The following is a 24,444-nucleotide window of genomic DNA, read 5'->3' on the forward strand; positions in this document are numbered from 1 at the left end:
CCGCCGCTACTGTTTCGTCACCTCCGGCAAAGGCGCCGGCGGCGCCGTATGGTTGATGGCCGCATCGATCATCGCCGCAACGGAAGCCTGGCCGTAGAACGGATTGGCGGCACCGCCCACCGGCATAGTGGCAAGCCAGGCGTCCAGGTCTTTGGCATCAATACGTACCAGCGGCACTTCGACGAACTTCGGCACCTGCTTGCCCGCCAGTATCTGCTGGGCCACCCAGAACCCCATCTGGGAGACGCTCGGGGAGGCAGAGACAGAGACGGTCTCGTAGCCATTGGCATCGCGTTCCTGTTTCCACAGGGCAAGTTCGTCCTGACGGTTCCCCATCACGATGATCGGTAAAGGGCGACCCGCCGCCTTGAACGCCATGGCCGCACCATATCCGTCGCCACCCTGGGTAGCCACGGCATCAATGGTGGGCAGCGACGGCAGCGCCAGCGTGACTTCCCTGCGGGCGACAGAAGCCGTCCAGTTCCCGTATACGGTCTTGACGAATTTCAGGCCCGGATAGTCGCTGGCGGCCTTGCGAATGCCATCGCTGATGTTTTTATCCGTGGCATCGCCAGCGATGCCGCGGATCTCCAGTAATGTCCCGTTGCCCTTCAGGCGCTCGGCGATGTAGTCCATTTCCACACGGCCCATGGCGGACCAGTTGTAATCCACGGTATAGACACAGGGCTCGGTGACCAGGCTGGCCATGACGACCACCACGATGCCGGCGTTGCAGGCATCGCGGATCACCCCGTTGAGGGCCGTGTCGGAGGCAGCGAGGATCACGATGGCATCGACGCCCTTGACGATCATGTCCTGGATATGAGCCGCCTGTTCCGAAGCCGAGTTATTGGCGCTGACGACGGGAGCCTCACGGATCAAGCCCTCCTTTTGCGCCTGGAGCGCAATTTCCTGCCAGTTGCGCACCATCACCTTGCGAAAATCGCTACCTGCGTAGGAATTGCTGAAGGCAATGCTGTAGCTCGCGGTAGGGCCGCTGGCGATGCCGTCGGCGGCAGCCTGGGCCGGATTGGCGGCAACTATCGCCAGCCCCGCCACGCAGCCGGCGAAGCGCCCCAAGGTCTTGTGGATCGACTGGGTGTTCATGCTGTTCTCCATCGTGCTTGGCATTTACCAACAGTCATCCACCCGTACCGGCTTACAGCCTGGATCGACGGCGTGTTCTGGTTGGAGCCGTTGGCCCCTACATTGGAGATTTTCGAGCAGGTGAGGTTTGAGGCAGGCATTGAACGTTTCCCTGTATGCCGCGTGCGGGTTGTTGCGTGAGCCGTTGAAAACGCCTGAAGCCCGCCCACCGGCTGTCTTGCCGATACAAGGCTGCTGGCCAACGTCAATGATTTTGCCAGGGTCGGTGCCCTTGGCGGCCGAACATTGAAACCCGTAGATGGCTCGCATTGGCAATGAGCATAGTATCAAAGTGCCCGCTTTGCTCGCGGTCTGTGAACGGATGCGGCGTTCCGAGCCATAGTTTTGTGTTTGACTGCCGCCCCACTCAACCCTGCCTGCTGTTCTACGCTTGTTGCTCGACCCACTTATCGGAGACCCGACATGAACCCACACACCACCGCCCTGGTCCTGATCGAATACCAGAACGATTTCACCACCCAAGGCGGCGTGTTCCATGACGCCGTCAAAGACGTCATGCACACGTCCAATATGCTCGCGAACACCGCCACCACGGTTGAACAGGCGCGCGCGCTCGGCGTGAAGATCATCCACCTGCCGATCCAGTTCGCCGAGGGCTACCCGGAGCTGACCACCCGCGACTACGGGATTCTCAAGGGCGTTGCCGATGGCAGCGCCTTTCGCACCGGCAGTTGGGGTGCCGACATCAGCGAGGCGATTACCCGGGAAGACGGCGACATCCTCGTGGAGGGCAAGCGCGGGCTGGACGGTTTCGCCACCACGGGCCTGGACCTGGTGCTGCGCAACAACGGCATCCAGACCCTGGTGGTGGCGGGCTTCCTGACCAATTGCTGTGTCGAAGGCACGGTACGATCAGGTTATGAGAAGGGCTATAACGTGGTGACCCTGATCGATTGCACCGCGACCTTCACCGACGAACAACAACAGGCCGCAGAACGCTTCACGCTGCAGATGTTTTCCAGGACGTTGCAACACACCGAGTTTCTCGACGGGCTGAACGCCCGGTAGCCATCGCCCAGAAGGCGGCTTTACAGCCGCCTTCGGATTCCCAGCCACCTGCGACACCCCGGCCGGGTTCGTTGATCTGAAACACCTCAGTTGTCAGGGTGCTCGCTCGCCACTGAATCGGCAGCGTCCACATCAGACATATCCTCCTCAAGGGGTGCATCGTCGTCCGGCGGCAGCGGGATCTTATCCTCATCACACTTCGGGTCGTGCCCTGTCTCGTTGTCCGTGCCGCGCGTAACAGCCTGCTGTGAAATGTTGCCCGGGGCATTCTCATTGATTTCCATGCTGGCTCTCCGTTCTTGGGCTCGGGATATCCGTGCTTAAGGTTGAGAAACACCATGCCCCCCAGAGTGCCGGGCAACAGACGAATGGACGCGCCCAAACTGGCACAAGGTGACACTGCCGGTGCGTGTTTCGATCCATTCGACGCCGTGGGTATTTGCTGGATGGCGCTGACGGCGGCGCAATTATCGATGCGATTGAAAGGTGATAGTGCTCGGAGGTGCTTCGTTCATTTGTCCAGATTCATTGGTTCATGCATCCGTTCGCCTATTATTGCGCGCAGCCATGCAGCATGAAATTCCATGTCTTCCAGAGAGGTCCCCTCAGCCAATCGATATTCGAACTCCTTGCCCCTCGGCCCTTGATACACGACGCTGAAATGTCCATGGCGGTCATAACTGGCGAGCAGGTAAGGGCTGATACAAATGATATCGCTAAAGGGCACCTGCACTTCGGCGGGTTTACGGCCGCGACGGGTGACGGTGAGAGTAAGCAGTTGCCGGTTTTCGTCAAAGGTGAAGGCCAGCACTCTGGACGCAGAGAACATCCACGCGAAAACCAGCCCCATGAGCACAACAAAACCAAGCATGAACAGGATGAGAGGCGACGTGGTGAGACTCGCCCCATCGCTGGACGATGCGCCTTGCATCGCTTCTAGGCCGAAAAAGATCAGCACCATCACCCCTATGACCGGCAGGAACATAAGCAGCACAACGCAGAAACCCAAAATGGCCGCCCCAGTGCTGCCGAGGGTGGGTAAGTCCGGATTGCCATGCCACATAGGTGGGTGAACGCGCGGTTTTTCAGTGCTTGACCCGGCTGCAGGCGTTGCGATGGGGTGAACTGAAGTTTGATGAGTCATCCAGCAGGCTCCGGGGGTGCTGCGTAGACAGTAGCACTATCGCCAGACAGTCTGGTCCGGTACCCACCGATAAACGTCACATGGCTCGCACTGCCGGCCGGCAGACTAGGGAAAGCCCTCCCGCAAATGCTCAAATCGCTGCCCGCAACTCACGGGGTGACAGGCCATAGTGTGAGCGAAAGCGCACGGCAAAACGTGAGGCCGAGGCGTAGCCGCAGGCGCCGGCAATTTCACCGATCGGGCGAGACGTTGTTTGCAGCCGTTGTAATGCTGTCGACAGTCGAACGCCCTCCAGAATATTCCTGAAACTATTCCCCTCGTTCGCCAGTTGGCGACGCAAGGTCGACTCCCCCAGGTTCATGTGCTGTGCGATGCTCGCAACCGTCCAGTCTCTCTCCGGGCTGGCCATTACCAGCTGCTGCACCCGCTCGCACAAGGGATCGTTGCGCCCCATCAGCAGAGGTCCGGCCTGGCCGCCAAGGCTTAGGCTCAGCAGCACCGCTTCCCCATAATGTGTGCAGAGTGCCTGCGGGGCGTTTGCATGGATGGCGACCAGCAACTGCTCCCATGCCTGGGTCGTGTGCCTGTCCAGGGGAACGCATAGATCGCTCTTCAGTGCACCGCGACCACTCTTGATCTGCTGGCTATATCGGCTGCTGAATTGACGCAATGTCGAGACGGGAAAGGTCACCGCATCGGCGATGTAGTGACCCTGAGGGCCGGGGAAGTTTGAGATACCAAGCTCGCGCCCGGCCGGCATCAGAATCAGATGCCGAGGCCCTGCGCGCATTTCCCGGTCATCCCATTGCAACAGTTTTTCCCCCTGCCGCACTCGACACAAGGTGGTCACGAACACCGGCACCCTGGGCAAGGTAAGGGCATGTCGCGCCCGTATGACACAGGCATCGATAATATTTTCCCGGTGCTGTATGCCGTCACAAGGGCGCATGGTTCTTAACGTCCGTAAGTTGAAGTAATGGTCGCTTTGGCCAGGACGTTGGCGTTGAGCATGTAACCGACCAAGGCTCCGCTGGCCTGGTTGTCGAGCGGTAGCTTATCGACTTTCAAGGCCCACACGGTGAATTGATAGCGATGGGGTTTATCGCCGACAGGAGGGCAAGCGCCACCGAACCCCGGCTGGCCATAATCGGTTCGCCCTTGTACTGCACCCGCAGGCAGGTTTGCCCCCACGCCGCTGGGCAAACTATGGGTGGAGGCTGGCAGGTTGACCACCGTCCAATGCCACCAACCGCTGCCGGTGGGGGCATCGGGATCGTAAACGGTGATCGCGTAGCTTTTAGTCCCTGCGGGGGCGTTTTTCCACGAAAGCTCAGGAGACGTGTTGCCACCTTCGCAACCGAAGCCCTGGAACACTTCGCGACGGGTCAGCGGGCGGTTGTCAGCAATATCCCGGCTGGTCAGTGAGAAATCCGCAGCGTACCCACTGAGTGTGACGGCCATGGAGAGTGCAGGCAGGATTGATCTGATGTTCATTGCGGCTCCAGCTGAGTCTTGAAGTGAAGCTCGAGTCTAGGTTGAACAAAACCGGGAGACTGTGCCGAAATGCTCGATAACAGTGCCGAAATGCTCGATTGTCCGGACGAACGATGGTTCTCGACGTGCCCGACAGCCTTCAGATGCTCAAGAGCTCGCTGACGGGCAGTCGATGAGTGGTCTTCATCTCCCGCAGGGAGAGGTTCGAGCGAATACTTGAAACCCCAGGGAGCTTCCTCAGCACTGTTTCGACAAAGCGGCTATAGCTGTCCAGGTCCCGTGCAACCACCTCAAGTAGAAAGTCCGCCTCCCCCGTTGTGTTATGGCAACTCAATACCTGCGGGGCTGCCTGGATAATCTTTTCAAACGTTGCCGTGGCTTCTTCGCTGTGATCCGTGCAGGAGATCTGGACAAACGCCTTCAGGCCCAGCCCGAGTTTCTTTCGATTGAGAATGGCTTGGTATCCCTCGATTACCCCGCATTCTTCCAGCCGTCTTTGCTTGCGCCAACAGGACGCTTCGCTGAGGGACAGCTGCTCGGCCAGCTTGACATTCGACAGCTTGCCGTCCCGCTGCAAACGCTCCGATATTGCAATGTCCGCTTTATCGAGCTGCTCAACCATGAAATAACCCCTCAAATTCAGGCTTAAAAATGAAGGTTAATTTCAATTCTTGCGCTCGGTCAATTGCAACTTGAAAGGTAATTTCAAGGCGCTCATTCATAATGGCAATGCCTGAATCGCCCCTCCAAGCCGAGGTAATTTGAATGAAAGCAGTCGTCTACGAAGCCTTTTCCAAACCGCCGCGCCTGATGAACGTGGCCGATCCATCCCCGGAACGTCATGGCGTGGTGATCCAGGTGCTTGGCACCGGGGTGTGCCGCAGCGACTGGCATGGCTGGAAAGGTCATGACCCCGACATTGAACTGCCCCATGTACCGGGTCATGAGCTGGCGGGCATCGTGGCCGAGGTGGGCCACGGCGTCACGCGGTGGAAGGTCGGCGACCGGGTGACCGTGCCGTTCGTGGGTGGGTGTGGTGCCTGTGCGCAGTGCAACAGCGGCAATCAGCAGGTGTGCCACACGCAATTCCAGCCAGGCTTCACTCATTGGGGCTCGTTTGCCGAGTACGTCGGCATCCACCAGGCCGATCTGAACCTGGTCGCGCTGCCTGAGAGCATGGACTTCGCTACCGCCGCAAGCCTGGGTTGTCGCTTCGCCACCTCGTTCCGTGCAGTCGTCGACCAAGGCAACGTCAGCGCCGGTCAGTGGGTCGCGGTTCACGGCTGCGGAGGTGTAGGCCTGTCTGCGGTGATGATCGCCCAGGCCATTGGCGCGAACGTGATCGCCATCGATATTTCCCAGGAAAAACTCGATCTGGCGCGCGCCCTCGGCGCTGTCGCCACCATTAATGCCCAGTACGTCGCAGACGTCACCGAAGCCGTGCTGGAAATCACCCAGGGCGGTGCCCACGTCTCGCTGGACGCCTTGGGCCACCCAACCACCTGTTTCAACTCCATCAACAACCTGCGCCGTCGCGGCAAGCACGTCCAGGTCGGGCTGATGCTCGCTGATCACGCCACGCCGGCCATCCCCATGAGCAAGGTTATCGCCCATGAACTTGAGATCTACGGTAGCCACGGCATGCAGGCGCATCGCTATGGCGCCATGATCGAGATGATCACCTCAGGCAAGCTGGCGCCTGAAAAACTCGTGGGTAAAACCATCAGCCTGGAACAGTCCATCGACGCGTTGACGAACATGGACCGCTTCGAGACGGCAGGGGTAACCGTCATAACCGAGTTTTGACCCATGACGCGACGCTGAGCCGCACTGAACAATAGTTTAGAAATCTCTGAACTATCTATTTGCACTTCCCTATTCTTTCCGCCAAGCGCCCCTCCCTACTATTGGCGGCAACAAAGGAGCCTTTCCACAGAGATGGGGCCCGAAGATTGCCTTTTCTGATTGTCACTGCCGTTTTTTGTGCGTTTCGGTCCACGCCGAAACGCCGCTGTGTCAATCATGCGAAGGCACCTTTGGAGCAGATCGATGAAATTGGAAGTATTCCGAACGTTGTGGGGCTACACCGCAAGCAAGGCACAAGCGCTCGAAGAGTTGCTTGAAGCCGGGTTCGATGGCATGGAAGCCCGCCTGCCCATGACCGCCAGCGAACGCGCCGAGTTCGCAGCCTTTCTACGCGCCAACCATGTCAGCTATATCAGTACCGTCTTCAGCGCCTACGATGTTCTGCCGCAACAATCGGCGAGCGTCGACGAACACCTTCTGGACCTCGATAAAAAACTCGCTTGGGCGGCTGAATTGCCGCCGCGCTTCATCAACCTGCTGGCTGGTAACGACCGCTGGCCACTGGCACAGCAAGTCGACTTCTTTGGCCGCGCGATGGACGTCGCGCGCAAGCACGGCCAGGTGTGCGCCTTTGAAACCCATCGTGCGCGCTCGTTGTTCAACCCCTGGGTCACCCTCGAGCTGATCCGTCAACTGCCGGACCTGCGCTTCACCAGCGACATCAGTCATTGGGTCGTCACCTGCGAGCGTCTGCTCAACGATCCGGAAGATGACCTCAGCGCTTTCGTCGAGCGCGTTCACCACATTCAAGCCCGGGTCGGTTATGACCAGGGGCCCCAGGTTCCCCACCCCGCCGCTCCCGAGTACACCCAAGCGCTGGCCTTCCATCAGCAGCATTGGGAGGCCATCTGGCGATCCCAGGAAAGTCGCGGCTATCAGGTCAGCACGCTGACACCGGAGTTCGGTGCCGACGGCTACCTGCATCACCTGCCCTTCACCAATGTGCCGGTGGCCGACCTGTGGTCGCTGAATGTGTGGATGGCAAATACCGAGCGCGAGCATTTCCGGCGTTTCAGCGGCGCCTCAACCCGATAAGGAGCGTTACTTCATGCCTGACCAAACGCCAAAGGCCGCCAACTTCAATCGCATTCCGCTGGTGGACATCGCCGGGCTGTACAGCGACGACATCACACAGCGCCAGGCAGTGGCCGAAGAACTCGGTAACGCCGCCCGCGCAGTGGGTTTTCTGTACATCAAGAACCACGGCATCGAGTCGTCGTTGATCGACGGCGTGCGTCACGCGGCGAAGGACCTGTTTGCGCAATCCCTTGCGTACAAGATGCAGCATTACATCGGCACCTCCCGCAGCCACAAGGGGTTTGTGCCTGAAGGCGAAGAGGTCTATGCCAAAGGCAAACCGGACCACAAGGAGGCGTTCGATATCGGTTTTGAAGTAGGCGAAGACGATCCGCTGGTCAGGGCCGGGACCCCCTTGATCGGGGCCAATGAATGGCCGGACCTGCCGGGTTTCCGTCCCGCCGTCGAAGCGTACTACGCTGCGGTGTTTGCGCTGGGGCGTCGCCTGTTCAAGGGCTTCGCGCTCGCATTAGGCCTGGAAGAGGACTATTTCGAGGCACTGGTTACCCGCCCACCGTCGAAACTGCGCCTGATTCACTACCCCTTTGACCTGGCCGCCCAAGACGCACCCGGCATTGGTGCGCATACCGACTACGAGTGCTTCACCATTTTGCTTGCCGACAAGCCAGGTCTCGAGGTGATGAACGATCAAGGCCAATGGATTGATGCGCCACCCGTGGACGGTGCCTTTGTGGTCAACATCGGCGACATGCTGGAGGTCATGACCGCGGGTACGTTTGTCGCTACGGCTCACCGAGTGCGAACCGTCAGCGAAGAGCGCTACGCCTTCCCACTCTTCTACGCGTGCGACTTCCATACGCAGATCAAGCCACTGCCACAGTTTCTTGAAGGCGCTTTTCTTGAAGGCGCTAGGGATTACCAGGAAATCACCATCGGTGAGCACATGTTCGGCCAAGCGTTGCAGACCTATCAGTACCTGCGCCGCAAAGTCGAACAGGGCGAACTCACGCTGTACGAGAAAGCGCGCAAGCCATCGAGTTTCGGTCACTTGAAGAGCCAGGCGCAGGACGCGTCCTGATGCAACCCTCAGCCTGGTCACACCGCCCTGTTTAACCACCCGCCCAACCCTACTTTACCGACGTGGAGTCATCGATGATGCGCAATCCAATCAATCATGCTGTCCGCTTGACCCTGCTGGCCGTCGCACTCCTTGGTGCGGCCGGCGCCCATGCAGCAACGACGGTGACGCCCGGCGTACTCAAGATCGGCATGGAAATCACCTATCCGCCCTTTGAGTCATACGACGAACATAAAAACGTCGTCGGTTCCGACCCCGAGCTGGCGCACCTGCTCGCCAAGCACCTGGACCTCAAGGCCGACTTCGTCGACACCAAGTTTTCCAACCTGATCCTCAGCCTGAACGCCGGCCACTACGACGCGATCATCTCCGGCATGTACATCACGCCCCAGCGGCAGACGCAAGCGCAAACCATCCCCTACGCCAAGACCGGCGCAGCGATCATGGTGCTGAAGGACAGCCCGCTGAAACCGAAAGTACCGGAAGACCTCTGCGGCCTGAAAGTCGGCCTGGAAAAAGGCACCACGTGGGTGACGCAGTTCAACACACTCTCGACCGACTACTGCACCCCGAATAACAAGGGCGCGATTATGGTCAGCGAGTTCCCGTCCGCACCGGAGGTAACCCAGGCGCTGCTCTCCGGCAATGTGCAGGCTCAGGTTGAGATCGACGGCGCCGCCGGCATGATCGCAGAACGCACCAAGGGCCGCGTCGTGGTGAGCACCGAGCACTCGATCTATCAGCAGACGCTGGGGATTTACGTCAAGAAAGGCAACGACGCGCTCTATCAGGCACTGCTCAAGGCCTTTGAGGCGAGCAAGGCTTCCGGTGAATACACCGCCCTGTTGAAGAAATACAACCTCGAAGAACCGACTAACTGACCCGGTGCAGCCCTGTGGGAGCGCTGCCGCTCCCACAGTCGGCGGCTTTCGCTTGACTGCCCGGCCCAGGTAAAGCCTGTGTCGACGCCAGCAGTTGGAGAGACACATGCAATTTGAATGGCCTTACTTTTTTTCTCTGTTTTCGCTCTCGGACTTCTGGAAAGCCTGCATTACGGTGGTGGAGCTCAGCACGCTGGCCTGGTTCATCGGCATGCTGCTGGGCTTCCTGCTGGCTTCGGCCAAGCTTTCGGCCGCGCGCTGGATCAGCGTGCCGGCGTCGATTTATATCTGGTTCTTTCGCAGCGTGCCGCTGCTGGTATTGGTGGTGTTCGTCTATAACCTGCCGCAGATGTTCCCGGTCACCCGTGGCGTCCTGTCCAACCCGTTCTATTCCGGCCTGTTGGCCCTGGTGGTCACCGAAGCGGCCTATATGGCGGAAATCCACCGTGGTGGCTTGATATCCGTGGCCAAAGGTCAAAAAGAGGCCGGCCGCGCGCTGGGCATCGGCCTGATCGGTTTGCAGCGCCTGATCGTGATCCCCCAGGCGTTCCGCATTTCCCTGCCGACGCTGATCAACGAATACATCACCGTGGTGAAACTGACCTCACTGGTCTCGGTGATTTCCTTGACCGAACTGTTGACCGTGGGCCAGCGCCTTTACGCGCAAAACTTCCTGGTGATGGAAACCCTATCGGTTGTGGCGGTGTATTACGTGCTGATCGTGACCGTGCTCGGCTGGCTGTTTCATTGGCTGGAGCACCACCTGGAACTCAACAACCGCACCCCCCAGACGCTGGATGACACCAGCATGGGGCGCCTACGCGCATCACAACCCGCCCCTCCTTCGGCAAGCGCTCGGAAAACCTCCGGGCCTGGCTCGGCACCCGCCCTGCAACTGGTCGACATTCACAAGCGCTACGGCCAGCACGCTGTGCTCAAGGGCATCAACCTTGATGTAAATGCGGGTCAGGTGATTTCCATCATCGGCCCGTCGGGCTCGGGAAAAACCTCGCTGATCCGCACCGTCAACGCCCTGGAAAGCATCGACCAAGGCGAGATCATTCTGTTCGGCGAAAGCTATATCCACGCCGGTGATAACACCAACACGCAACAAGTACGCCGTGGGGTACAGCACATCGGCATGGTGTTCCAGGGCTTCAACCTGTTTCCCCATCGCACCATTCTCGACAACGTCACCCTCGCGCCGCGCTATCACGGCCGCGACAAGCTCATCAGCGAGCAGCGCGCCTACGCCCTGCTGGACAAGGTCGGACTGCTGGCTCACGCGCACAAGTATCCGCATCAGTTGTCTGGGGGGCAGCAACAACGCGTGGCAATCGCCCGCGCATTGGCCATGGATCCACATATCATGCTGTTTGATGAGCCGACGTCAGCCCTTGACCCGGAACTGGTAGGCGACGTGCTCAAGGTCATCGGCGACCTGGCCAAAGAAGGCATGACCATGCTGATCGTGACTCACGAGATGGACTTCGCCCTGTCCATTTCCGACCGGGTGATTTTCATGGAAGACGGCCTGGTTGCACTGGATGCGGCGCCTGGGATGATTCGTGCCGATCAGTGCGGCGAGAGAATCAAGGCGTTCATGCGGGTTTGAAGCCAGCGTGAGTGGGGCCTGAAATTCGAAACGCAAGCGTCGCTGATCAGCGCCACTCACCGTACTCTCAGCGCCTGGCCTTGAGCCGGACACTGGCAAAGGTCGACTCCCCCCGCGCCTGCTCCAGGGCACTCATTGGCATCGGCACCGGTACGGCGCGAATCATCGGCCTCAACATGCCGGCTTGCTCGCCCGCCGTCACCAGGCGCTCGTCGCTGGGCGGCACGCCAAAGTACTCGCGGTAGCATTTGGAGAAGTGCGGCGTGGACACAAACCCGCAGAGCAAGGCCAACTCCACGATCGAAATGGGGGTTTGCTTGAGCAACTGGCGCGCGCGGATCAGCCGCAACCGCAGGTAGTAGCGCGAGGGCGAACAGTGCAGGTACTTCTGGAACATGCGCTCAAGCTGCCGGCGTGACAGGGCCACGTACTCGGCCAATTCATCCAGGTCGATCGGTTCTTCCAGGTTGGCCTCCATCAGCGCGACGATTTCCTGCAGCTTCGGTTGCTGGGTGCCGAGCATATGCTTGAGCGGCACGCGCTGATGGTCCTGCTCGTTGCGCATGCGCTCGTACACGAACATGTCCGAAATCGCCGCCGACAACTCATGCCCATGCTCACGGCCGATCAGGTGCAGCATCATGTCCATGGGCGCGGTGCCGCCCGAGCTGGTCAGGCGATCGCGGTCGAGGGTGAACACGCTGGCGCTGAGGCTCACCCGTGGAAAGGCTTCCTGCATGGCCGCCAGCCACTCCCAATGCACGCTGCATTCAAACCCGTCGAGCAGCCCCGCCCGGGCCAATACCCAACTGCCGGTACAAATACCACCCAGGCGCTTGGAATAACGCGCCTGGGTCCGCAGCCACTTCATCAGCTCGTCGCTCAGGGTGTGTTGAATACCCGTGCCGCCGCACACCACGACGATATCCGCAGAGGGCGCAGCGGCTATGGAACAGTCCGGCGTGATGGGCATGCCGTCGCTGGCCCACACAGGATGACCGTCGACACTGGCGGTGTGCCAACGATACAACTCCTGGCCGGACAGTTGGTTGGCCATGCGCAGCGGCTCTACCGCCGACGCCAACGAGATCAGGGTGAACTGATCCAGCAGCACGAATACCAAACCGGTGACCGGCCGGGGGTTCATGGGCGCGAAGCCAGGGGGATCGATTTTTGGGTGCGGTCGGGCTGCCGCGCCGTGATCACGCCGACCAGGGAAATCAGCAGGGCCAGGCCGATGGTCGACGACACCTCAAAGCGGTGCTCGGGCGTCAACAGCATCACCGCCAATGCGCAACAGATGAAGACGATGACCACCCAGGTCAGCCAGGGAAACAGCCACATCTTGAACGTCAGGGTGACATTGCGGCGTTGCAGGACCTTGCGCATGCGCAGTTGCGACACGGCGATCACCAGGTACACCAGCAAGGCGATGGCGCCCGAGCTGGCCAGCAGAAACTGGAACAATCCGGCCGGCATGAAGTAACTGAGCAAGGTCACGCCAGCCCCGAGGATCGTGCTGGCGATCACGGCGGCCCTCGGCACACTCGCGGCGGAGGTCTTTTTCATCAGCGAGGGTGCATCCCCGCGCTTGCCCAGGGAATACAGCATGCGTGAAGCAATGTAGATGGACGAGTTCATGCAGCTCGCCACGGCAATCAACACCACCACGTCCACCAGTAACTTGGCATGGGGAATGTTCATCAGCTCCAGGGCGCGCTGATAAGAGCCTACCGATGCCAACAGCGGGTCATTCCACGGCACCACGGAAATCACCACGAAGATCGACAACACGTAGAACACGCCGATGCGCCACATCACCGAGCGCGTGGCCCGGGCGATATTTTGCGCCGGGTTATTGGACTCGGCAGCCGCGATGGTGACGGCTTCCGTGCCGATAAAGCTGAACATGATGGTGATGAATGCCCCGACCACCGCCGACAGGCCGTTAGGCGCGAAACCACCGTGTTCTTCCATCAGGCGACTCAAGCCGCTGGCCTCCCGCTCGGGAATCCAGCCCATCAGCACCGCGCCTCCCAGGCCGATAAAGCCGATGATCGCCACCACCTTGGCCATGGCAAACCAGAACTCGAATTCACCGTACTTGGAGACGCTGAACAAATTGGTGACCACCAACAAAAAGATCGACAACAAGGCGAACAGCCAAGCGTCGATCTGCGGGAACCACTGGTTGAGGATATGCCCGGCGGCCAGGGCTTCGATGGGAATCACCAGCACCCAGAACCACCAGTACAGCCAGCCGATCGTAAACCCGGCCCAGCGGCCGATGGCCTGGTCGGCGTAGGTCGAGAATGAGCCGGTGTCGGGGTTGGCCACCGCCATCTCCCCCAGCATGCGCATGACCAGCACCACCAACAGGCCGGAAAACAGATACGCCAGCATCACGGCCGGCCCCGCCGCCGCGATGGCGTGCCCGGAGCCGACAAACAGCCCTGCGCCGATAATGCCTGCAATGGAGAGCATGGTGACATGACGCGGCTTGAAGCCCTGCGCCAGCTGGCCGTTGGAGTCCTTGGAAATCAGGCTATTCATCGTTGTTTTTTATTCTCTGTGATCGACGTTAAGACGTACTGACTGGAAGGTCAGGCGATCATCGTTTCTTAATGACGGGTCACAGTACGCGGCATCCCTGCCGCGAAAATAGCCTGATAACGGCACTCAGTCGCCTGATATCGACATCGAGCCGGGGCTGGTTAGCCGCTTTTCAGAGCCTCGCCCGCTCCGTATGTCCTCAGATCAGGGCATGGGTATCTACACAATGTTGGTAGGGCCCTGGACCTGTGGCGAGGGAGCCGACGCCAATCTAACTGATGCCCCGCTACCTAAATGTGGGAGGGGCGGTGCGACGATTCGACTTGCCTCCGACGGCGGCCTCTGGGCCGACCAGGATGTTGGATCAGACCGAGTACATATCCGTTGCTTCGGTAACGGCGGCTATGGGTTCCGCCCTTACGGCGGCTAAACCGGCATCCCTGCCGGTTTACCCCCCAAATCACTATCGAATTCCGGCCAGCGTGGTTTAACGGGGCGCCTGAGATCAAGATCTAAAGCAAGATCAAGGGCGGCTCGCTTCGCATCGTGGTTACCGGGGGTGACTACTACGATACCGATGCATATCGAGGGGAGCACCAACGCATGGAAACCCAACAGTCCCGCACCGCACAGGCGCCCCACAAAGAGGGCATTACCCTCGCCTACACCCGCGCCCCAATCAACACCAGCACCCCACCCCACTGCGTCACCCTGATCGGCAAGCTTTGCTCCAAGGCCTCCAGGGTCTGGCGCGCATCATCCAGCGGGAACCGGCCACTCACGCGCAGCTGCGCCACCGCGGCATCCAGGCGCACGATGCCCTTGCGGTAGGGCCGGATCGCTTCCACCACGCTGGCCAGTGTCTGGTTGCGCACCACCAGCCAGCCGTCGAGCCAGGCGGTTTCGGTGGCGGCCATGGGCACTTGGGTGAGGATGCGCTGGTGGTCGAACAGCGTGCTCTGGTGCATGGCCACCCGTTGCTGCGCACCGCCGTCGAAGTGCAGCACCGCATCGGCATCCAGGGTGACCAGGCGCATCGCGCCGTCCTGTTCACTCAGCATCAGGCGGCCCGTGGTGGCACTGATATGGGCGGCGCGGGTCTTGACCTGCAGCGGACGCAGCAGGTTCACCAGCATTTCGCCGGTGCGCAGTTCAAGGCTGTGCGCGTCCCCGGCCAACGTCGAGACCACCTCGCTGCGGGCATTGAGCTTGAGGGTGCTGCCATCGGCCAGTTGCCAGGTGCGACGCTCGGCGGTGCCGGTGGCGTAGGTCTGCCCCGCGTCTTCAAAACGCCAGCCCCACCCCGCGCCGGCCGCCAGTCCCAGCGCACACAGACTGGTACGCAGAAATGCGCGACGGCTGTTGGGTTGCTCCAGGCTGCGCAGCAACTGCGCGCTGGAGCGCCCGCGCCAGGGTGAGGCCTTGAGCTGATCGAGACCGGCGAGCAGTTGCGCATATACCTGGCGATGATGGGCCGAGGTGCCCCGCCATTCATCCAGCGCCTGCTGCTGGGCGGGGCTGAAGTCGCCGGACTGGATCTGCACCAGCCAGCCGATGGCTTCCTCGGCCACCGGGTCGTTCAAAGGCTGTTTGCTCACTCGCTCAACCCCAGGTAACAGGCGCGCAGGGCCTGGGTCATCAATTGGTGGATGCGCCCCAGGGACAGGCCCAGGCGTTCACTGATCTGCGTGTAGGTCATGCCGTCCAACTGGCTGTGCACGAACACCGCCTTGGCTTGCCCCGACAGGCCGTCCAGCAGCCGGTCGATGGCCAACAGGCTCTCGATCAGAATCAGTTGTTCCTGGGGTGATGGGTGCACGTGTTCGGGCACGTCGGCCAGGATCTGCAAGTAGGCTTTTTCCAGGTCGCGTCGGCGCCAGCTCTCGTACATCAGGCGCTGGGCGATGGTGGTCAGCAGCGCGCGCGGTTCGCGAATGGCCGTGGGGTCGGGCAGCATCCAGACCTTGAGGAAGGTCTCGGCGGCGATGTCCTCGGCGCTGTGGCTGCAACCGGTGCGGTACGACAAACGCGCGCACAACCAGCTGTAGTGCTGCTGGAAAATCTGGCCGATAAGGCGGGTCTTGAGCAAAGCATTCGGGTCCATAGGTCCATAATCTTCATGGACTGCACACGCCAGCGGACAAGTGGTGGTGGGCCTGTCGGTTTGAGGTAGACCTGCGTCCGGGCAGGTGAGTCCAGTTTGCCCCAGGGGGCTTCACCAGATAAAAGAATAAAAAAAGCCATCAAGCTGCATTTTTTGCATAACCTTCGGCGCTTTTACGGGCACGCCAAAGTACCGCCTGCGGCTGTCGCAGGCGGTACGGCGCGTGGCTCAGTGCGTGGCCAGTTGCGCCTCGCTGCGTTCCTGTTCGCGCAGGGGGCGCACCAGCCAGGTGACCACCACGGTCAGCACCAGCAGAATCACCGCCAGCGCCCAGAGCACGCCGTGGAAGGCGCTGTCATAGCCGCCGATAAACAGGCTGTGCACCGCCCCCGCCTGCTCCGCGCCCAGGGTTTGCAGGGACCCGGTGAGATTGCCGGCGGCGACGTCGTCGATCCAGCGTTGCAGGGTCGCCGGGTCGGGCGCCAGGCGGCTCAACGTGCCGCGCAACTGGCTGTCGAGCAAGGTCGCCAGCAGCGAGCCATACAAGGCCACCGCAATCGCCTCACTGCCCAGGCGGAAGGTGTTGAGCAGGCCCGCCGCCATCCCGGCCTTCTGCTCCGGCACGGTCTTGAGCGCCAGGCCATCCACCAGCCCGGCCGACAGGCCCATGCCGATGCCCACCAGCAACAGCGGCACTGCCAGTTGCCACAGCGCCACACCGACCTGGCTGACCAGCGCCAACGCCACCACACCGACCAACAACGCAATCAGGCTGGCCTTGAGAATGCCGATCGCCGACACCCCGCGTGCCGCCCACTTGCCCGCCAGGATCGGGCAAAACAGCATCGGCACCGTCAGCAGCAACATCGCCAGGCCCGCATGGGTCGCGCTCAATTGCAGCACGCCGAACAGGTAGCTCGGCAGGTACGTGAGCAAGGTCACAAAGCCGAACGACGCCGCCACGGTGACCAGCGCCAGGCCGACAAAGGGCCCGCGCGCCAGCAGCGACAGGTCGAGCATTGGCTGCAGGTGGCGACGCTCCTGCCAGGTAAACACCGCCAACAGCACCACGGCGACCGCCACCAGGCCGAGTACACCGCGGCTGCTCCAGCCCCATTGCGAGCCCTGCACAATCGCCACCATCAGCGCCAACAATGCCAGCACAAACAGCGTCGCACCCGGCACATCGAAGCGCGCGGTGTGTTCAGCCAGCACGCCATCGCGGGTAATCAACGGGCTGCCCAGCAGCACGATCACCAGGGTCACCCCATGGGCCCAGAAAATCGCGCGCCAGCCGACGCTGTCCAGCAGCAGGCCGGACAAGGTCGGGCCCAGGCTCACGCCCAGGCCGGCAACGGTGCCGAACAGGGCAAACGCGCGCAGCCGCGCCGGGCCGCTGAAGTGGGTGGACAAAATCGCGATGCCGCAGGAAAAGATCGCCGCCGCCCCGATGCCCGCCAGCCCCCGCGCCGCATCCAGCAGCCAGGCACTCTCGGCCACGGCGGACAGCACCGAGGCCACCACGTACAGCGAAGCGCCGGCGACAAAACAGCGTTTGCGCCCGAGCCGATCCGCCAGCGCGCCCCACGCCAGGGTGAAGCAGGCAAACGCCAGGTTGAACGCATTGACCACCCATTGCAGGCTGGTCAACGGCGCCTGGATGTCGGCGCCGATGGCCGGCAACGCGAGCGCCGTACCCGAGATGGAACTGGGCACGACGAAGATCGCCAGCAGGATGATGGTCAGTAGAGCTGTATCGGCAAAGGTCGTTTTCATGGGTCCTTCCAAGGTCAGGTTGAAGTGAAGCCGTGCACCGGCAAGCGGGCAGGACGGCGCAGGATGATGCCGTCGACCCAGGGCACCTGGTCCGCCGGCACCGCCAGGCGCAGGTTCGGGAAGCGCTGCACGAGGATCTGCAACACCGTGGTGATTTCCAGGCGCGCCAGGGCGGCACCCATGCAGTTGTGCATGCCGTAGCCGAACTGCAAATGCCGCGCACCCTTGCGGTCCAGGCGGATCGCCAGGGGCTCGGGGAACGCCGCCGGATCACGGTTGGCGGCAAACGCATCGGCGTAAATGATGCTGCCTGCGGGAATCAGCCCCCACGGCCCTTCCAGGTCGACGCTGGCCAGGCGCGGGAAGGTCGAGATGGTGCCCAGGGGAATCAGGCGCAGCAGTTCTTCGACCGCCTCCGGGATCAGCGCCGGATCGTCGACCAATTGTTGCCACAGCTCAGGGGCCGCCAACAGGGTGTACACCGATTTGGTCAGCACCGTGAGGATGTTCTGGTCGCCGCCGATCAATACCCCCAGGAGGATGCCCACCAGCTCCTTGTCGTTGAGCGGCGGCTCGCTGTCGGCACGGGTCGCGACGAAGCGCTGGATCAGCCCATCGGGATCGGTGGGCCGCGCACCGGTGACCAGGTCTGTCAGGTAGTTGTACACACCCCAGAACTGGTTCAGCAGCTCCGGTACATCCGCATCCGACGCCACCTGCACGGTGTGGCTGAGGGGCCGGTAATACTCACGGTCACTCAAGGGGATGCCGAGCAACTGGCAATCCACGGTGGCGGGGATGTGGTCAAGCACATGGGCAAACAGATCGGCACCGGGCGCCTGGTGCTGCAATACATCGAGGCGTTCATGGGTGGCGTGTTCCACCTTGTCGCGCAGCAACGCCACGCCACTGGGGCTGAAGTCCCGGGCCACCACCTTGCGCAGGCGACCATGGTCGGGGATGTCATTGTTGAGCAGCAGTTCAGGCGGCGTGATGGTCGGCAAAAAGCTCGCGCCGTCTTCTTCGTTGCACGGGGCGCGTATCGCGCGGTTATCCAGCAGCAACGCCTGCACGTGTTCGTAACGGGTCAGGTGAAAGGCCAGGTGGCCGCTGGGCAGCAGAATCCTCGGCAGGCCATTGGCGGGGCTGGCGGGTTGATAGGCCGGCGGTGCATCCAACTGCGGGATGCGTGCCACGGTGACCTCGGGTCTGGCGATCACGGCGATATTCATCAGGCAGGCTCCACGGCAGGTTGCAACAGGCTGACAGCGGTGAGGCGCTGCAGCTGGGCGAGCGCCTGGTGGTTGTCGATGAAGTGCAGCACTTGCCAGCCAAGCGCGGCGGCGGCGTCGATGTTTTCCGCGACGTCGTCGATCAACAGGCTGTGCTGCGGCGCGACGCCCGAGCGCGCGGTCGCCACCTGGAAGAACGCCGGCTCCGGCTTGCGGCTGCGCTCCTGGCTGGAATCGACGATCAGGTCCACCACCTCATCCAGGCCCACCATCGCCCGCCAATGCCGCTCCCACTCCACCACGTTGTTGGTGAGGATGCCGACGCGAAAACCGGAACGCTTGAGTGCGCGCACGGCGGCCACCAGCGGCGCATTGGCCGGCACCCCGGCGAACCATTGCGCGCCGAAGGTGTGCAGGTGAGCGCGGGATAAATCGACCTGCGGGTCACGGCGACGCAGGGCCTGCGCCAGGCGCTCGCCCCACTCGCGCTCGGTGAGCAAGGCACTCTCCACCGGCGCGAGCATTGGCACGCCCAACTCATCGGCCACATCGCCCATGGCCTGTTGCAGCACGTGTGGAGCCAGGCCGGTCTTGACCTGGTATTGCTCGAACAGCGCCGGAATCGGCGGCGACAGCACGCCACCGAAATCGAACCAGATAAATTGCAGGTCGCTCATCGCACACCTCCCGCCACCAGGGCCAAGGGTTGGCTGGCGACCAGCGGCAGCAACTCCAGCTCAGCGGTGGCAATCACCGCGCCGCCCTGCTCGACCTCCAGCGCCAGGGTGATGCGACCGTGTTCGTCGCGGGCCAGGGAGGTCAGGTCCGCACGGACCTGGGTTGGCAAACCAAACTCACCGAAGCGGGTGAACACCACATGGCAGCGAGATAACAGCAACTGCTCGGGGCCCACCTGCAACTGCCGGTCCGCCGCCACCAGCGCCACTTGGCGGAAGCCTTCGAGCAACAGCATGCCGGGGATATGGTCGAGGGGGTGGTCGAAGATCGCCGGATTGTTCAGATCGACGATCAGCGGCGCCACCAGCGTCGCGGCGCCCTGCTCCAGTTCACGGCCGAGCACCACATTGTTCAGCCAGTGACGCCCTACGGCGGATGGACTCAAGGGTGGCGGCAACTGTGCCAATGGGTCGGCGTTGGCGGGAATCGCCGCCAGGCCACGGGCACGCATCTTGTTCCAGGCCGCGCCGCTCATCCAGCGAATGCTCATGCGTTCGTGGCGTGCAGCCACTTCGCCATTGATGCTCAGGGACATGTTCAGGGTCACGCCACTGCGCTCGCCGTGGCGCAGGTATTCATCCACCACGTAGACATCGATTTCGGCGGATGCCGGACGATCCCCCACCACCAATAAACTCCGGTCGGTCACGCGGGTCACACTGTCCAGGTAGATAAACTTGTCCTGGGCGCTGACGTCGAGGAACGCATGGGAGATATAAATTGACGCCTGGCGGAATACTTCCAGCAATAACAGCATGTCGTAGTGGGCGGCGCGGTGGGTATGTTCACTGAAGTAACTGTGGGTACGCGGTAGTTGGGCGCTGCAGCGAAAGTGTCCTTCCTTTACCAGTTCCGCGCCGGTCAGGAACACTTCGCTGACGGCGGCACGGTGCACCATGCTGCGCGGCACGGTGTTTTCGCAACGAATAGCCAGGGCTTCAGACATAGCAATCTCCTCCTTTGATTACCGCGAGAAGGCTAAGCTGAAACGTTTTTTCTCCACAACTGACCGAACGGCTAGGTCGTTGGACATGAACCTGTAGAACTTGCACTTCAGACATGGGTATCTGTCTCCTGATGAGCTTCTCCGTAAGCGTGCAGACCGCCGTACACGTTCATCGCGGTGAACGTTGTATGCTTTGCGCGGACAACCCGTTCTGGCTGTCAGTACCCTTGTGCAGATAGTCCCTTATATTTTCACTGCGCACTTAGACCCATTTGATCGAAGCTTATAAGCGCAACTAAATCATCTAGACACCCAACTAATCGTTCTAACTTAGTAGTGAAAATCCACACGCGAAGTTGCTCAAGGTCGTAAAGAACATCACGACCCGGAGCAGATTCACATGTTGAAAACAGGATTCACCCTGGCGCCTTTGGCGTGTGCATTGGCCATGGGCGGGCTGACGCTGCCAAGCCTGGCGTTGGCGCAAAACGACGCGGCGTCGGTACAACGGGTGATTGACTTCAATATCCCCGCAGGCCCCCTGGATGAGGTGCTGCTGAGCATCTCCCAGCAAAGCGGCCACCCTATCGCCTTCGACCCGCCGCTGGTGGAAGGCCGTGGGAGCCGCGCGATCCAGGGCCGACTGAGCCAGGAACAGGCGCTGGGCATTGCCTTGGGCGGCTCCCCGTTGGGCTTCAGCCAGACGGCCAGCGGTGCGGTATTGATCCATCGACTGGCCGACCCTGCAGCGGCGGCCAACAGCCAACCGCTGGCGCCACGCCTGAAATCCGTGGAGGTGATCGGCACCCGGCGCAGCGACGTCACCGCACTGCAAAGCGCGGCCCCCGTGGATGTGATCAGCAGCGAGCAACTGCAGCGCGCCGGCACCGATAACCTGGCCAAGGCCCTGGAAACCCTGGTGCCGTCGGTGAACTACCCGCAGGTCAACGGCACCGATGGCGTGTCGTCGCAGCGGCCGGTGTCGTTACGTGGGTTGGCCGCCGACCAGGTGCTGGTGCTGGTCAATGGCAAGCGTCGGCATGCCTCGGCGTTCGTCAACACCAAGGCCACCCTGGGGCGTGGCTCACAGGCGGTGGACTTGTCGACGATTCCCGTCAGCGCCGTCGACCATATCGAAGTGCTGCGCGATGGCGCCTCGGCCCAATACGGCTCGGATGCGATTGCCGGGGTGGTCAATATCGTGCTCAAGGAGCAGGACCACGGCGGCGCCGTGCAAAGCACCTTCGGCCAGTACACCAAGGGCGATGGCTTTCGCCGGTCGGTGGGGGGCTGGAGCGGTTTCACCTTGCCCGGCGATGGCTTCCTCACCCTCAGTGGCGAAGGCCTGCGCAGCGAACGCACCTCCACCGGCGGCACCGATGGCCGGCAGTTCTACCCCAGCGGCGACGCCCGTGAAGCGGATGCCGACCGCCATTGGCGCTACGGCTCGCCGGGCCTTGAAGACTGGAACCTGGCGCTGAACAGCGGCCTGTCCCTGAGCGACACGGTCGACCTGTACGGCTTCGCCACCTACCAGGACCGTACCGGCGAATCCCAGGCAACCTTTCGCCGCCCCATCGACCCCAACAACCTGGTGGCCGTGTACCCCAACGGTTTCCTGCCACTGCTCGACGTGCGCTCGCGGGATGCCTCGGTCACCGGCGGCGTGAAGATTCGCGATGAGCAACTTGGCAGCTTTGACCTCAGTGCCAACTACGGGCGCAACCGCATCGACTATCACCTCAGCGATTCGCTCAACGCCAGCCTCGGCGCCGCGAGCCCGACGAGCTTCAATGCCGGGGCGCTGGTCAATGAGCAAACCAACGTCGGGCTGGACCACATCAAGGAACTCAAGGTCGGCTGGGGCGCAGGCCCGCTGGTGTTCTCCAGCGGCCTGGCGTGGCGCAACGAAGCCTATGAAGTGATCGCCGGCGACCTCGCCTCCTGGACCCACGGCAGCGCCCTGCCCGCCCGTGCCGGCGGCGCCCAGGGCTTCCCCGGCACCCAGGACAGCGACGAAGGCCGTTATGCCCGCCATGTGTTCGGCGGCTACCTGGGCCTGGAGCAGCAAGTCACCGACAAACTGCAACTGGGCCTGGCCGGGCGCAGCGAGCACTACGACGACTTCGGTACCACCAGCACCGGCAAGTTCTCCGCGCGCTACGACTTCACCCCGCAATGGGGCCTGCGCTCGACCCTGAGCAGCGGCTACCGCGCGCCCACCCTGGGGCAGATCGGCACCTCGGCGACCCAGACCGAGTTCAAGGCCGGCGACCCCACCGCCTACCAGGTCGGCACCGTCAGCGTGAACACCCCGGTCGCCCGCGCCTTGGGCGCCAGTGACCTGAAGCCGGAAAAATCCACCAGCCTGTCCCTCGGCGTGGTCTGGCAGCCGCTCGAGCGTGCAAGTGTCAGCCTCGATGCGTACCACATCCGCATCAAGGACCGCATTGCCCTGTCGGAAACCCTCAGCGGCCCCCAGGTCAGCCAGATCCTCGCCAACCAAGGCTATGGCAACTACTCCGGGGTGAGCTTTTTCACCAACGCACTCGACACCAAGACCAGCGGCGTGGACCTCGCCGCCCACTATCGCCTGGACCTGGCCGACGCCAGCCAGTTGACCCTCAACGGCGCCTTCAACTACAGCAAGACCCAGGTCACCGACATCAAGGACAACCCCGGCCCGCTGGCCGGCACCGGCATCACCCTGATCAATCGCGAAGCCCTGAGCTATGTGGAAAGCGCCTCGCCCAACAGCAAGCTGATCCTCGGTGCCGACTGGCACAAGGGCGCCTGGCAGGCGAGCGTCAACACGATTCGCTACGGCACCTACACCCTCGATTCCAACCTCGGCGAAGCCCGCGACCAGACCTTTTCGGCGCAATGGGTGAGCAACGCCAGCCTGTCCTACGACATCAGCCAGGCGCTCACCCTGACCCTGGGCGGCAACAATATTTTCGACAGCTACCCGGACAAGATCGACGTGGCCAACCGCTTTGTCGGCGGGCGCGTGGCCTACCAGAGCATCTCCCCGGCCGGTGCCGAAGGCGCCTTCTACTACGTGAAAGCCGACTACCGCTTCTGACTCAACCAAGGAGTTCCCATGAGCTTTGATCCTGTGCGTTTTACCCAAGTGTTCGAACACGACTTTGCCCTGGCCAAGCAACTGCTGATCAAGCACCAGGTGTTGTCGAGCAATGAGGCGGGCAATATCAGCCTGCGTATTCCCGGCGAAGCACGGCTGGTGATTGCCTCGCTCAGCGGCGCCGACAGTGGCGTGGCGGCGATTGTCGACTTCGACCTGCAACACAGCCAGGGCAGCCTCACCGACAACCTCAAGGAAGTGGCGGCGCTGCACGTGGCGATCTACCGCGAGCGGCCCTCGGTGAATGCGGTGATTCACACGCACTCGCCGTACCTCACCGCCTTCGCGATTGCCGGGCGAGCGTTGCGCCCCCATGCCACGCAGTTGCTGGGGATTCTGGATGAAGACCAGGAGGTGCCGCTGACGGCGTGGGGGCCGCGGTATGCGCCGGAGCCGGTGGTGGCGGCGTTACGCGAGCATCCGCGTGCGCCGGCGGCGTTGCTGGCCAATCACGGGCCGTTTGCGTGGTCGGAGCGGGACGTGCTGGCGGCGACGCGGTTGTTGGTGAACCTGGAAGAAGCGGCCTACCTGACCTTCCTGGCGCAGCAGCTCGGTACGCCGCAGCCCTTTCCCAGCGGCGCGGCGCAGCGGTCGCGCCTGGGCTGGAGTGCGACATGAGTGCGCTCGCTCATCGCCCTGATAAAAGTGGAAGGGGCGGT

Annotated in this window: 22 protein-coding genes; 8 read left to right on the top strand and 14 right to left on the bottom strand. The window is 61.9% G+C overall.

Features of this window, described 5'->3' with window-relative positions:
• Positions 1-6 precede the first annotated feature (6 nt).
• Entirely contained in the window at positions 7-1,107 is a 1,101-nt protein-coding gene (locus BLW22_RS14340; RefSeq protein ID WP_141691311.1) for an ABC transporter substrate-binding protein, read from the bottom strand.
• Between the two features lie 462 nt (positions 1,108-1,569).
• On the opposite strand from BLW22_RS14340, the gene BLW22_RS14345 reads away from it, so the two are divergent.
• Positions 1,570-2,175, top strand: coding sequence for a cysteine hydrolase family protein (locus BLW22_RS14345; protein WP_074846841.1), 606 nt, complete (start codon positions 1,570-1,572; stop codon positions 2,173-2,175).
• Between the two features lie 86 nt (positions 2,176-2,261).
• On the opposite strand, the gene BLW22_RS14350 is transcribed toward BLW22_RS14345, so the two are convergent.
• The 5 genes from BLW22_RS14350 to BLW22_RS14370 form a co-directional block, all read right to left on the bottom strand.
• Positions 2,262-2,459, bottom strand: a complete 198-nt coding sequence (locus BLW22_RS14350) for a hypothetical protein (protein ID WP_074846842.1) — start codon at positions 2,457-2,459, stop codon at positions 2,262-2,264.
• Positions 2,460-2,686: 227 nt separating this feature from the next.
• Positions 2,687-3,319 carry a hypothetical protein gene (locus tag BLW22_RS14355; RefSeq protein WP_074846843.1) on the bottom strand — a complete coding sequence of 211 codons (633 nt, stop codon included), beginning with the start codon at positions 3,317-3,319 and terminating at the stop codon, positions 2,687-2,689.
• Positions 3,320-3,449: 130 nt separating this feature from the next.
• Complete coding sequence (locus tag BLW22_RS14360; RefSeq protein ID WP_074846844.1) at positions 3,450-4,268, bottom strand: helix-turn-helix transcriptional regulator; 819 nt, start codon at positions 4,266-4,268, stop codon at positions 3,450-3,452.
• A 5-nt stretch (positions 4,269-4,273) separates the two neighbouring features.
• Positions 4,274-4,813 (bottom strand): kinase inhibitor, encoded by a 540-nt coding sequence (locus tag BLW22_RS14365; RefSeq protein WP_074846845.1) that lies wholly within the window; start codon positions 4,811-4,813, stop codon positions 4,274-4,276.
• 139 nt (positions 4,814-4,952) lie between these two features.
• Positions 4,953-5,435, bottom strand: a complete 483-nt coding sequence (locus BLW22_RS14370) for an Lrp/AsnC family transcriptional regulator (protein WP_065927454.1) — start codon at positions 5,433-5,435, stop codon at positions 4,953-4,955.
• Positions 5,436-5,578: 143 nt separating this feature from the next.
• On the opposite strand from BLW22_RS14370, the gene BLW22_RS14375 reads away from it, so the two are divergent.
• The 5 genes from BLW22_RS14375 (at position 5,579) to BLW22_RS14395 (ending at position 11,291) form a co-directional block, all read left to right on the top strand.
• Positions 5,579-6,619 carry a zinc-dependent alcohol dehydrogenase family protein gene (locus BLW22_RS14375; protein WP_065946949.1) on the top strand — a complete coding sequence of 347 codons (1,041 nt, stop codon included), beginning with the start codon at positions 5,579-5,581 and terminating at the stop codon, positions 6,617-6,619.
• A gap of 243 nt (positions 6,620-6,862) precedes the next feature.
• A complete protein-coding gene (locus BLW22_RS14380; RefSeq protein WP_074846846.1) occupies positions 6,863-7,714 on the top strand; it encodes a sugar phosphate isomerase/epimerase family protein in 852 nt (283 codons plus the stop codon).
• A gap of 13 nt (positions 7,715-7,727) precedes the next feature.
• Positions 7,728-8,795 (top strand): isopenicillin N synthase family dioxygenase, encoded by a 1,068-nt coding sequence (locus tag BLW22_RS14385; RefSeq protein WP_065927451.1) that lies wholly within the window; start codon positions 7,728-7,730, stop codon positions 8,793-8,795.
• A 77-nt stretch (positions 8,796-8,872) separates the two neighbouring features.
• A complete protein-coding gene (locus BLW22_RS14390; RefSeq protein WP_074848160.1) occupies positions 8,873-9,676 on the top strand; it encodes an ABC transporter substrate-binding protein in 804 nt (267 codons plus the stop codon).
• A gap of 106 nt (positions 9,677-9,782) precedes the next feature.
• The gene (locus BLW22_RS14395; protein ID WP_074846847.1) at positions 9,783-11,291 is read left to right on the top strand and encodes an amino acid ABC transporter permease/ATP-binding protein; all 1,509 of its coding nucleotides are present in this window, start codon (positions 9,783-9,785) and stop codon (positions 11,289-11,291) included.
• A 67-nt stretch (positions 11,292-11,358) separates the two neighbouring features.
• Here the strand turns inward: BLW22_RS14395 and gbdR are convergent, their stop codons facing one another.
• The 8 genes from gbdR to BLW22_RS14435 form a co-directional block, all read right to left on the bottom strand.
• Positions 11,359-12,438: a choline metabolism transcriptional regulator GbdR gene (gene gbdR / locus BLW22_RS14400; protein ID WP_074846848.1), complete on the bottom strand. Its 1,080-nt coding sequence runs from the start codon at positions 12,436-12,438 to the stop codon at positions 11,359-11,361.
• Positions 12,435-13,844 (bottom strand): GABA permease, encoded by a 1,410-nt coding sequence (gene gabP / locus BLW22_RS14405; RefSeq protein ID WP_074846849.1) that lies wholly within the window; start codon positions 13,842-13,844, stop codon positions 12,435-12,437. The genes gbdR and gabP overlap by 4 nt, the downstream gene beginning before the upstream one ends.
• A gap of 662 nt (positions 13,845-14,506) precedes the next feature.
• Positions 14,507-15,442, bottom strand: a complete 936-nt coding sequence (locus tag BLW22_RS14410; protein ID WP_074846850.1) for a FecR family protein — start codon at positions 15,440-15,442, stop codon at positions 14,507-14,509.
• Positions 15,439-15,948 (bottom strand): sigma-70 family RNA polymerase sigma factor, encoded by a 510-nt coding sequence (locus BLW22_RS14415; protein ID WP_065927404.1) that lies wholly within the window; start codon positions 15,946-15,948, stop codon positions 15,439-15,441. Before BLW22_RS14415 ends, BLW22_RS14410 begins: the two co-directional genes overlap by 4 nt.
• 228 nt (positions 15,949-16,176) lie before the next feature.
• The gene (locus BLW22_RS14420; protein ID WP_065927403.1) at positions 16,177-17,724 is read right to left on the bottom strand and encodes an MFS transporter; all 1,548 of its coding nucleotides are present in this window, start codon (positions 17,722-17,724) and stop codon (positions 16,177-16,179) included.
• A 14-nt stretch (positions 17,725-17,738) separates the two neighbouring features.
• Positions 17,739-18,956: a cytochrome P450 gene (locus tag BLW22_RS14425; protein WP_141691310.1), complete on the bottom strand. Its 1,218-nt coding sequence runs from the start codon at positions 18,954-18,956 to the stop codon at positions 17,739-17,741.
• Positions 18,956-19,633 (bottom strand): HAD family hydrolase, encoded by a 678-nt coding sequence (locus BLW22_RS14430; protein WP_074846851.1) that lies wholly within the window; start codon positions 19,631-19,633, stop codon positions 18,956-18,958. The genes BLW22_RS14425 and BLW22_RS14430 overlap by 1 nt, the downstream gene beginning before the upstream one ends.
• On the bottom strand, positions 19,630-20,640 hold the full coding sequence (locus BLW22_RS14435) for a ScbA/BarX family gamma-butyrolactone biosynthesis protein (RefSeq protein WP_027606696.1): 1,011 nt from the start codon (positions 20,638-20,640) through the stop codon (positions 19,630-19,632). Before BLW22_RS14435 ends, BLW22_RS14430 begins: the two co-directional genes overlap by 4 nt.
• A gap of 400 nt (positions 20,641-21,040) precedes the next feature.
• Between BLW22_RS14435 and BLW22_RS14440 the strand changes: the two genes are divergently transcribed.
• Together BLW22_RS14440 and BLW22_RS14445 are read left to right on the top strand one after the other, a co-directional pair.
• Positions 21,041-23,725: a TonB-dependent receptor gene (locus tag BLW22_RS14440; RefSeq protein WP_083221149.1), complete on the top strand. Its 2,685-nt coding sequence runs from the start codon at positions 21,041-21,043 to the stop codon at positions 23,723-23,725.
• Positions 23,726-23,743: 18 nt separating this feature from the next.
• Positions 23,744-24,403, top strand: coding sequence for a class II aldolase/adducin family protein (locus BLW22_RS14445; RefSeq protein ID WP_065927401.1), 660 nt, complete (start codon positions 23,744-23,746; stop codon positions 24,401-24,403).
• Positions 24,404-24,444: the final 41 nt, after the last annotated feature.

The sequence above is a fragment of the Pseudomonas marginalis genome (genome assembly GCF_900105325.1).
In the GTDB taxonomy this organism is placed as follows: domain Bacteria; phylum Pseudomonadota; class Gammaproteobacteria; order Pseudomonadales; family Pseudomonadaceae; genus Aquipseudomonas; species Aquipseudomonas marginalis.

Coding starts and splice junctions, on each gene's coding strand:
- BLW22_RS14370 (WP_065927454.1), bottom strand. CDS start 5,435: ATGGTTGAGCAGCTCGATAAAGCGGACATTGCAATATCGGAGCGTTTG.
- BLW22_RS14375 (WP_065946949.1), top strand. CDS start 5,579: ATGAAAGCAGTCGTCTACGAAGCCTTTTCCAAACCGCCGCGCCTGATG.
- BLW22_RS14440 (WP_083221149.1), top strand. CDS start 21,041: ATGTTGAAAACAGGATTCACCCTGGCGCCTTTGGCGTGTGCATTGGCC.
- BLW22_RS14385 (WP_065927451.1), top strand. CDS start 7,728: ATGCCTGACCAAACGCCAAAGGCCGCCAACTTCAATCGCATTCCGCTG.
- BLW22_RS14390 (WP_074848160.1), top strand. CDS start 8,873: ATGCGCAATCCAATCAATCATGCTGTCCGCTTGACCCTGCTGGCCGTC.
- BLW22_RS14395 (WP_074846847.1), top strand. CDS start 9,783: ATGCAATTTGAATGGCCTTACTTTTTTTCTCTGTTTTCGCTCTCGGAC.
- BLW22_RS14340 (WP_141691311.1), bottom strand. CDS start 1,107: ATGAACACCCAGTCGATCCACAAGACCTTGGGGCGCTTCGCCGGCTGC.
- BLW22_RS14435 (WP_027606696.1), bottom strand. CDS start 20,640: ATGTCTGAAGCCCTGGCTATTCGTTGCGAAAACACCGTGCCGCGCAGC.
- gbdR (WP_074846848.1), bottom strand. CDS start 12,438: ATGAACCCCCGGCCGGTCACCGGTTTGGTATTCGTGCTGCTGGATCAG.
- BLW22_RS14365 (WP_074846845.1), bottom strand. CDS start 4,813: ATGAACATCAGATCAATCCTGCCTGCACTCTCCATGGCCGTCACACTC.
- gabP (WP_074846849.1), bottom strand. CDS start 13,844: ATGAATAGCCTGATTTCCAAGGACTCCAACGGCCAGCTGGCGCAGGGC.
- BLW22_RS14350 (WP_074846842.1), bottom strand. CDS start 2,459: ATGGAAATCAATGAGAATGCCCCGGGCAACATTTCACAGCAGGCTGTT.
- BLW22_RS14415 (WP_065927404.1), bottom strand. CDS start 15,948: ATGGACCCGAATGCTTTGCTCAAGACCCGCCTTATCGGCCAGATTTTC.
- BLW22_RS14360 (WP_074846844.1), bottom strand. CDS start 4,268: ATGCGCCCTTGTGACGGCATACAGCACCGGGAAAATATTATCGATGCC.
- BLW22_RS14420 (WP_065927403.1), bottom strand. CDS start 17,724: ATGAAAACGACCTTTGCCGATACAGCTCTACTGACCATCATCCTGCTG.
- BLW22_RS14425 (WP_141691310.1), bottom strand. CDS start 18,956: ATGAATATCGCCGTGATCGCCAGACCCGAGGTCACCGTGGCACGCATC.
- BLW22_RS14445 (WP_065927401.1), top strand. CDS start 23,744: ATGAGCTTTGATCCTGTGCGTTTTACCCAAGTGTTCGAACACGACTTT.
- BLW22_RS14380 (WP_074846846.1), top strand. CDS start 6,863: ATGAAATTGGAAGTATTCCGAACGTTGTGGGGCTACACCGCAAGCAAG.
- BLW22_RS14345 (WP_074846841.1), top strand. CDS start 1,570: ATGAACCCACACACCACCGCCCTGGTCCTGATCGAATACCAGAACGAT.
- BLW22_RS14355 (WP_074846843.1), bottom strand. CDS start 3,319: ATGACTCATCAAACTTCAGTTCACCCCATCGCAACGCCTGCAGCCGGG.
- BLW22_RS14430 (WP_074846851.1), bottom strand. CDS start 19,633: ATGAGCGACCTGCAATTTATCTGGTTCGATTTCGGTGGCGTGCTGTCG.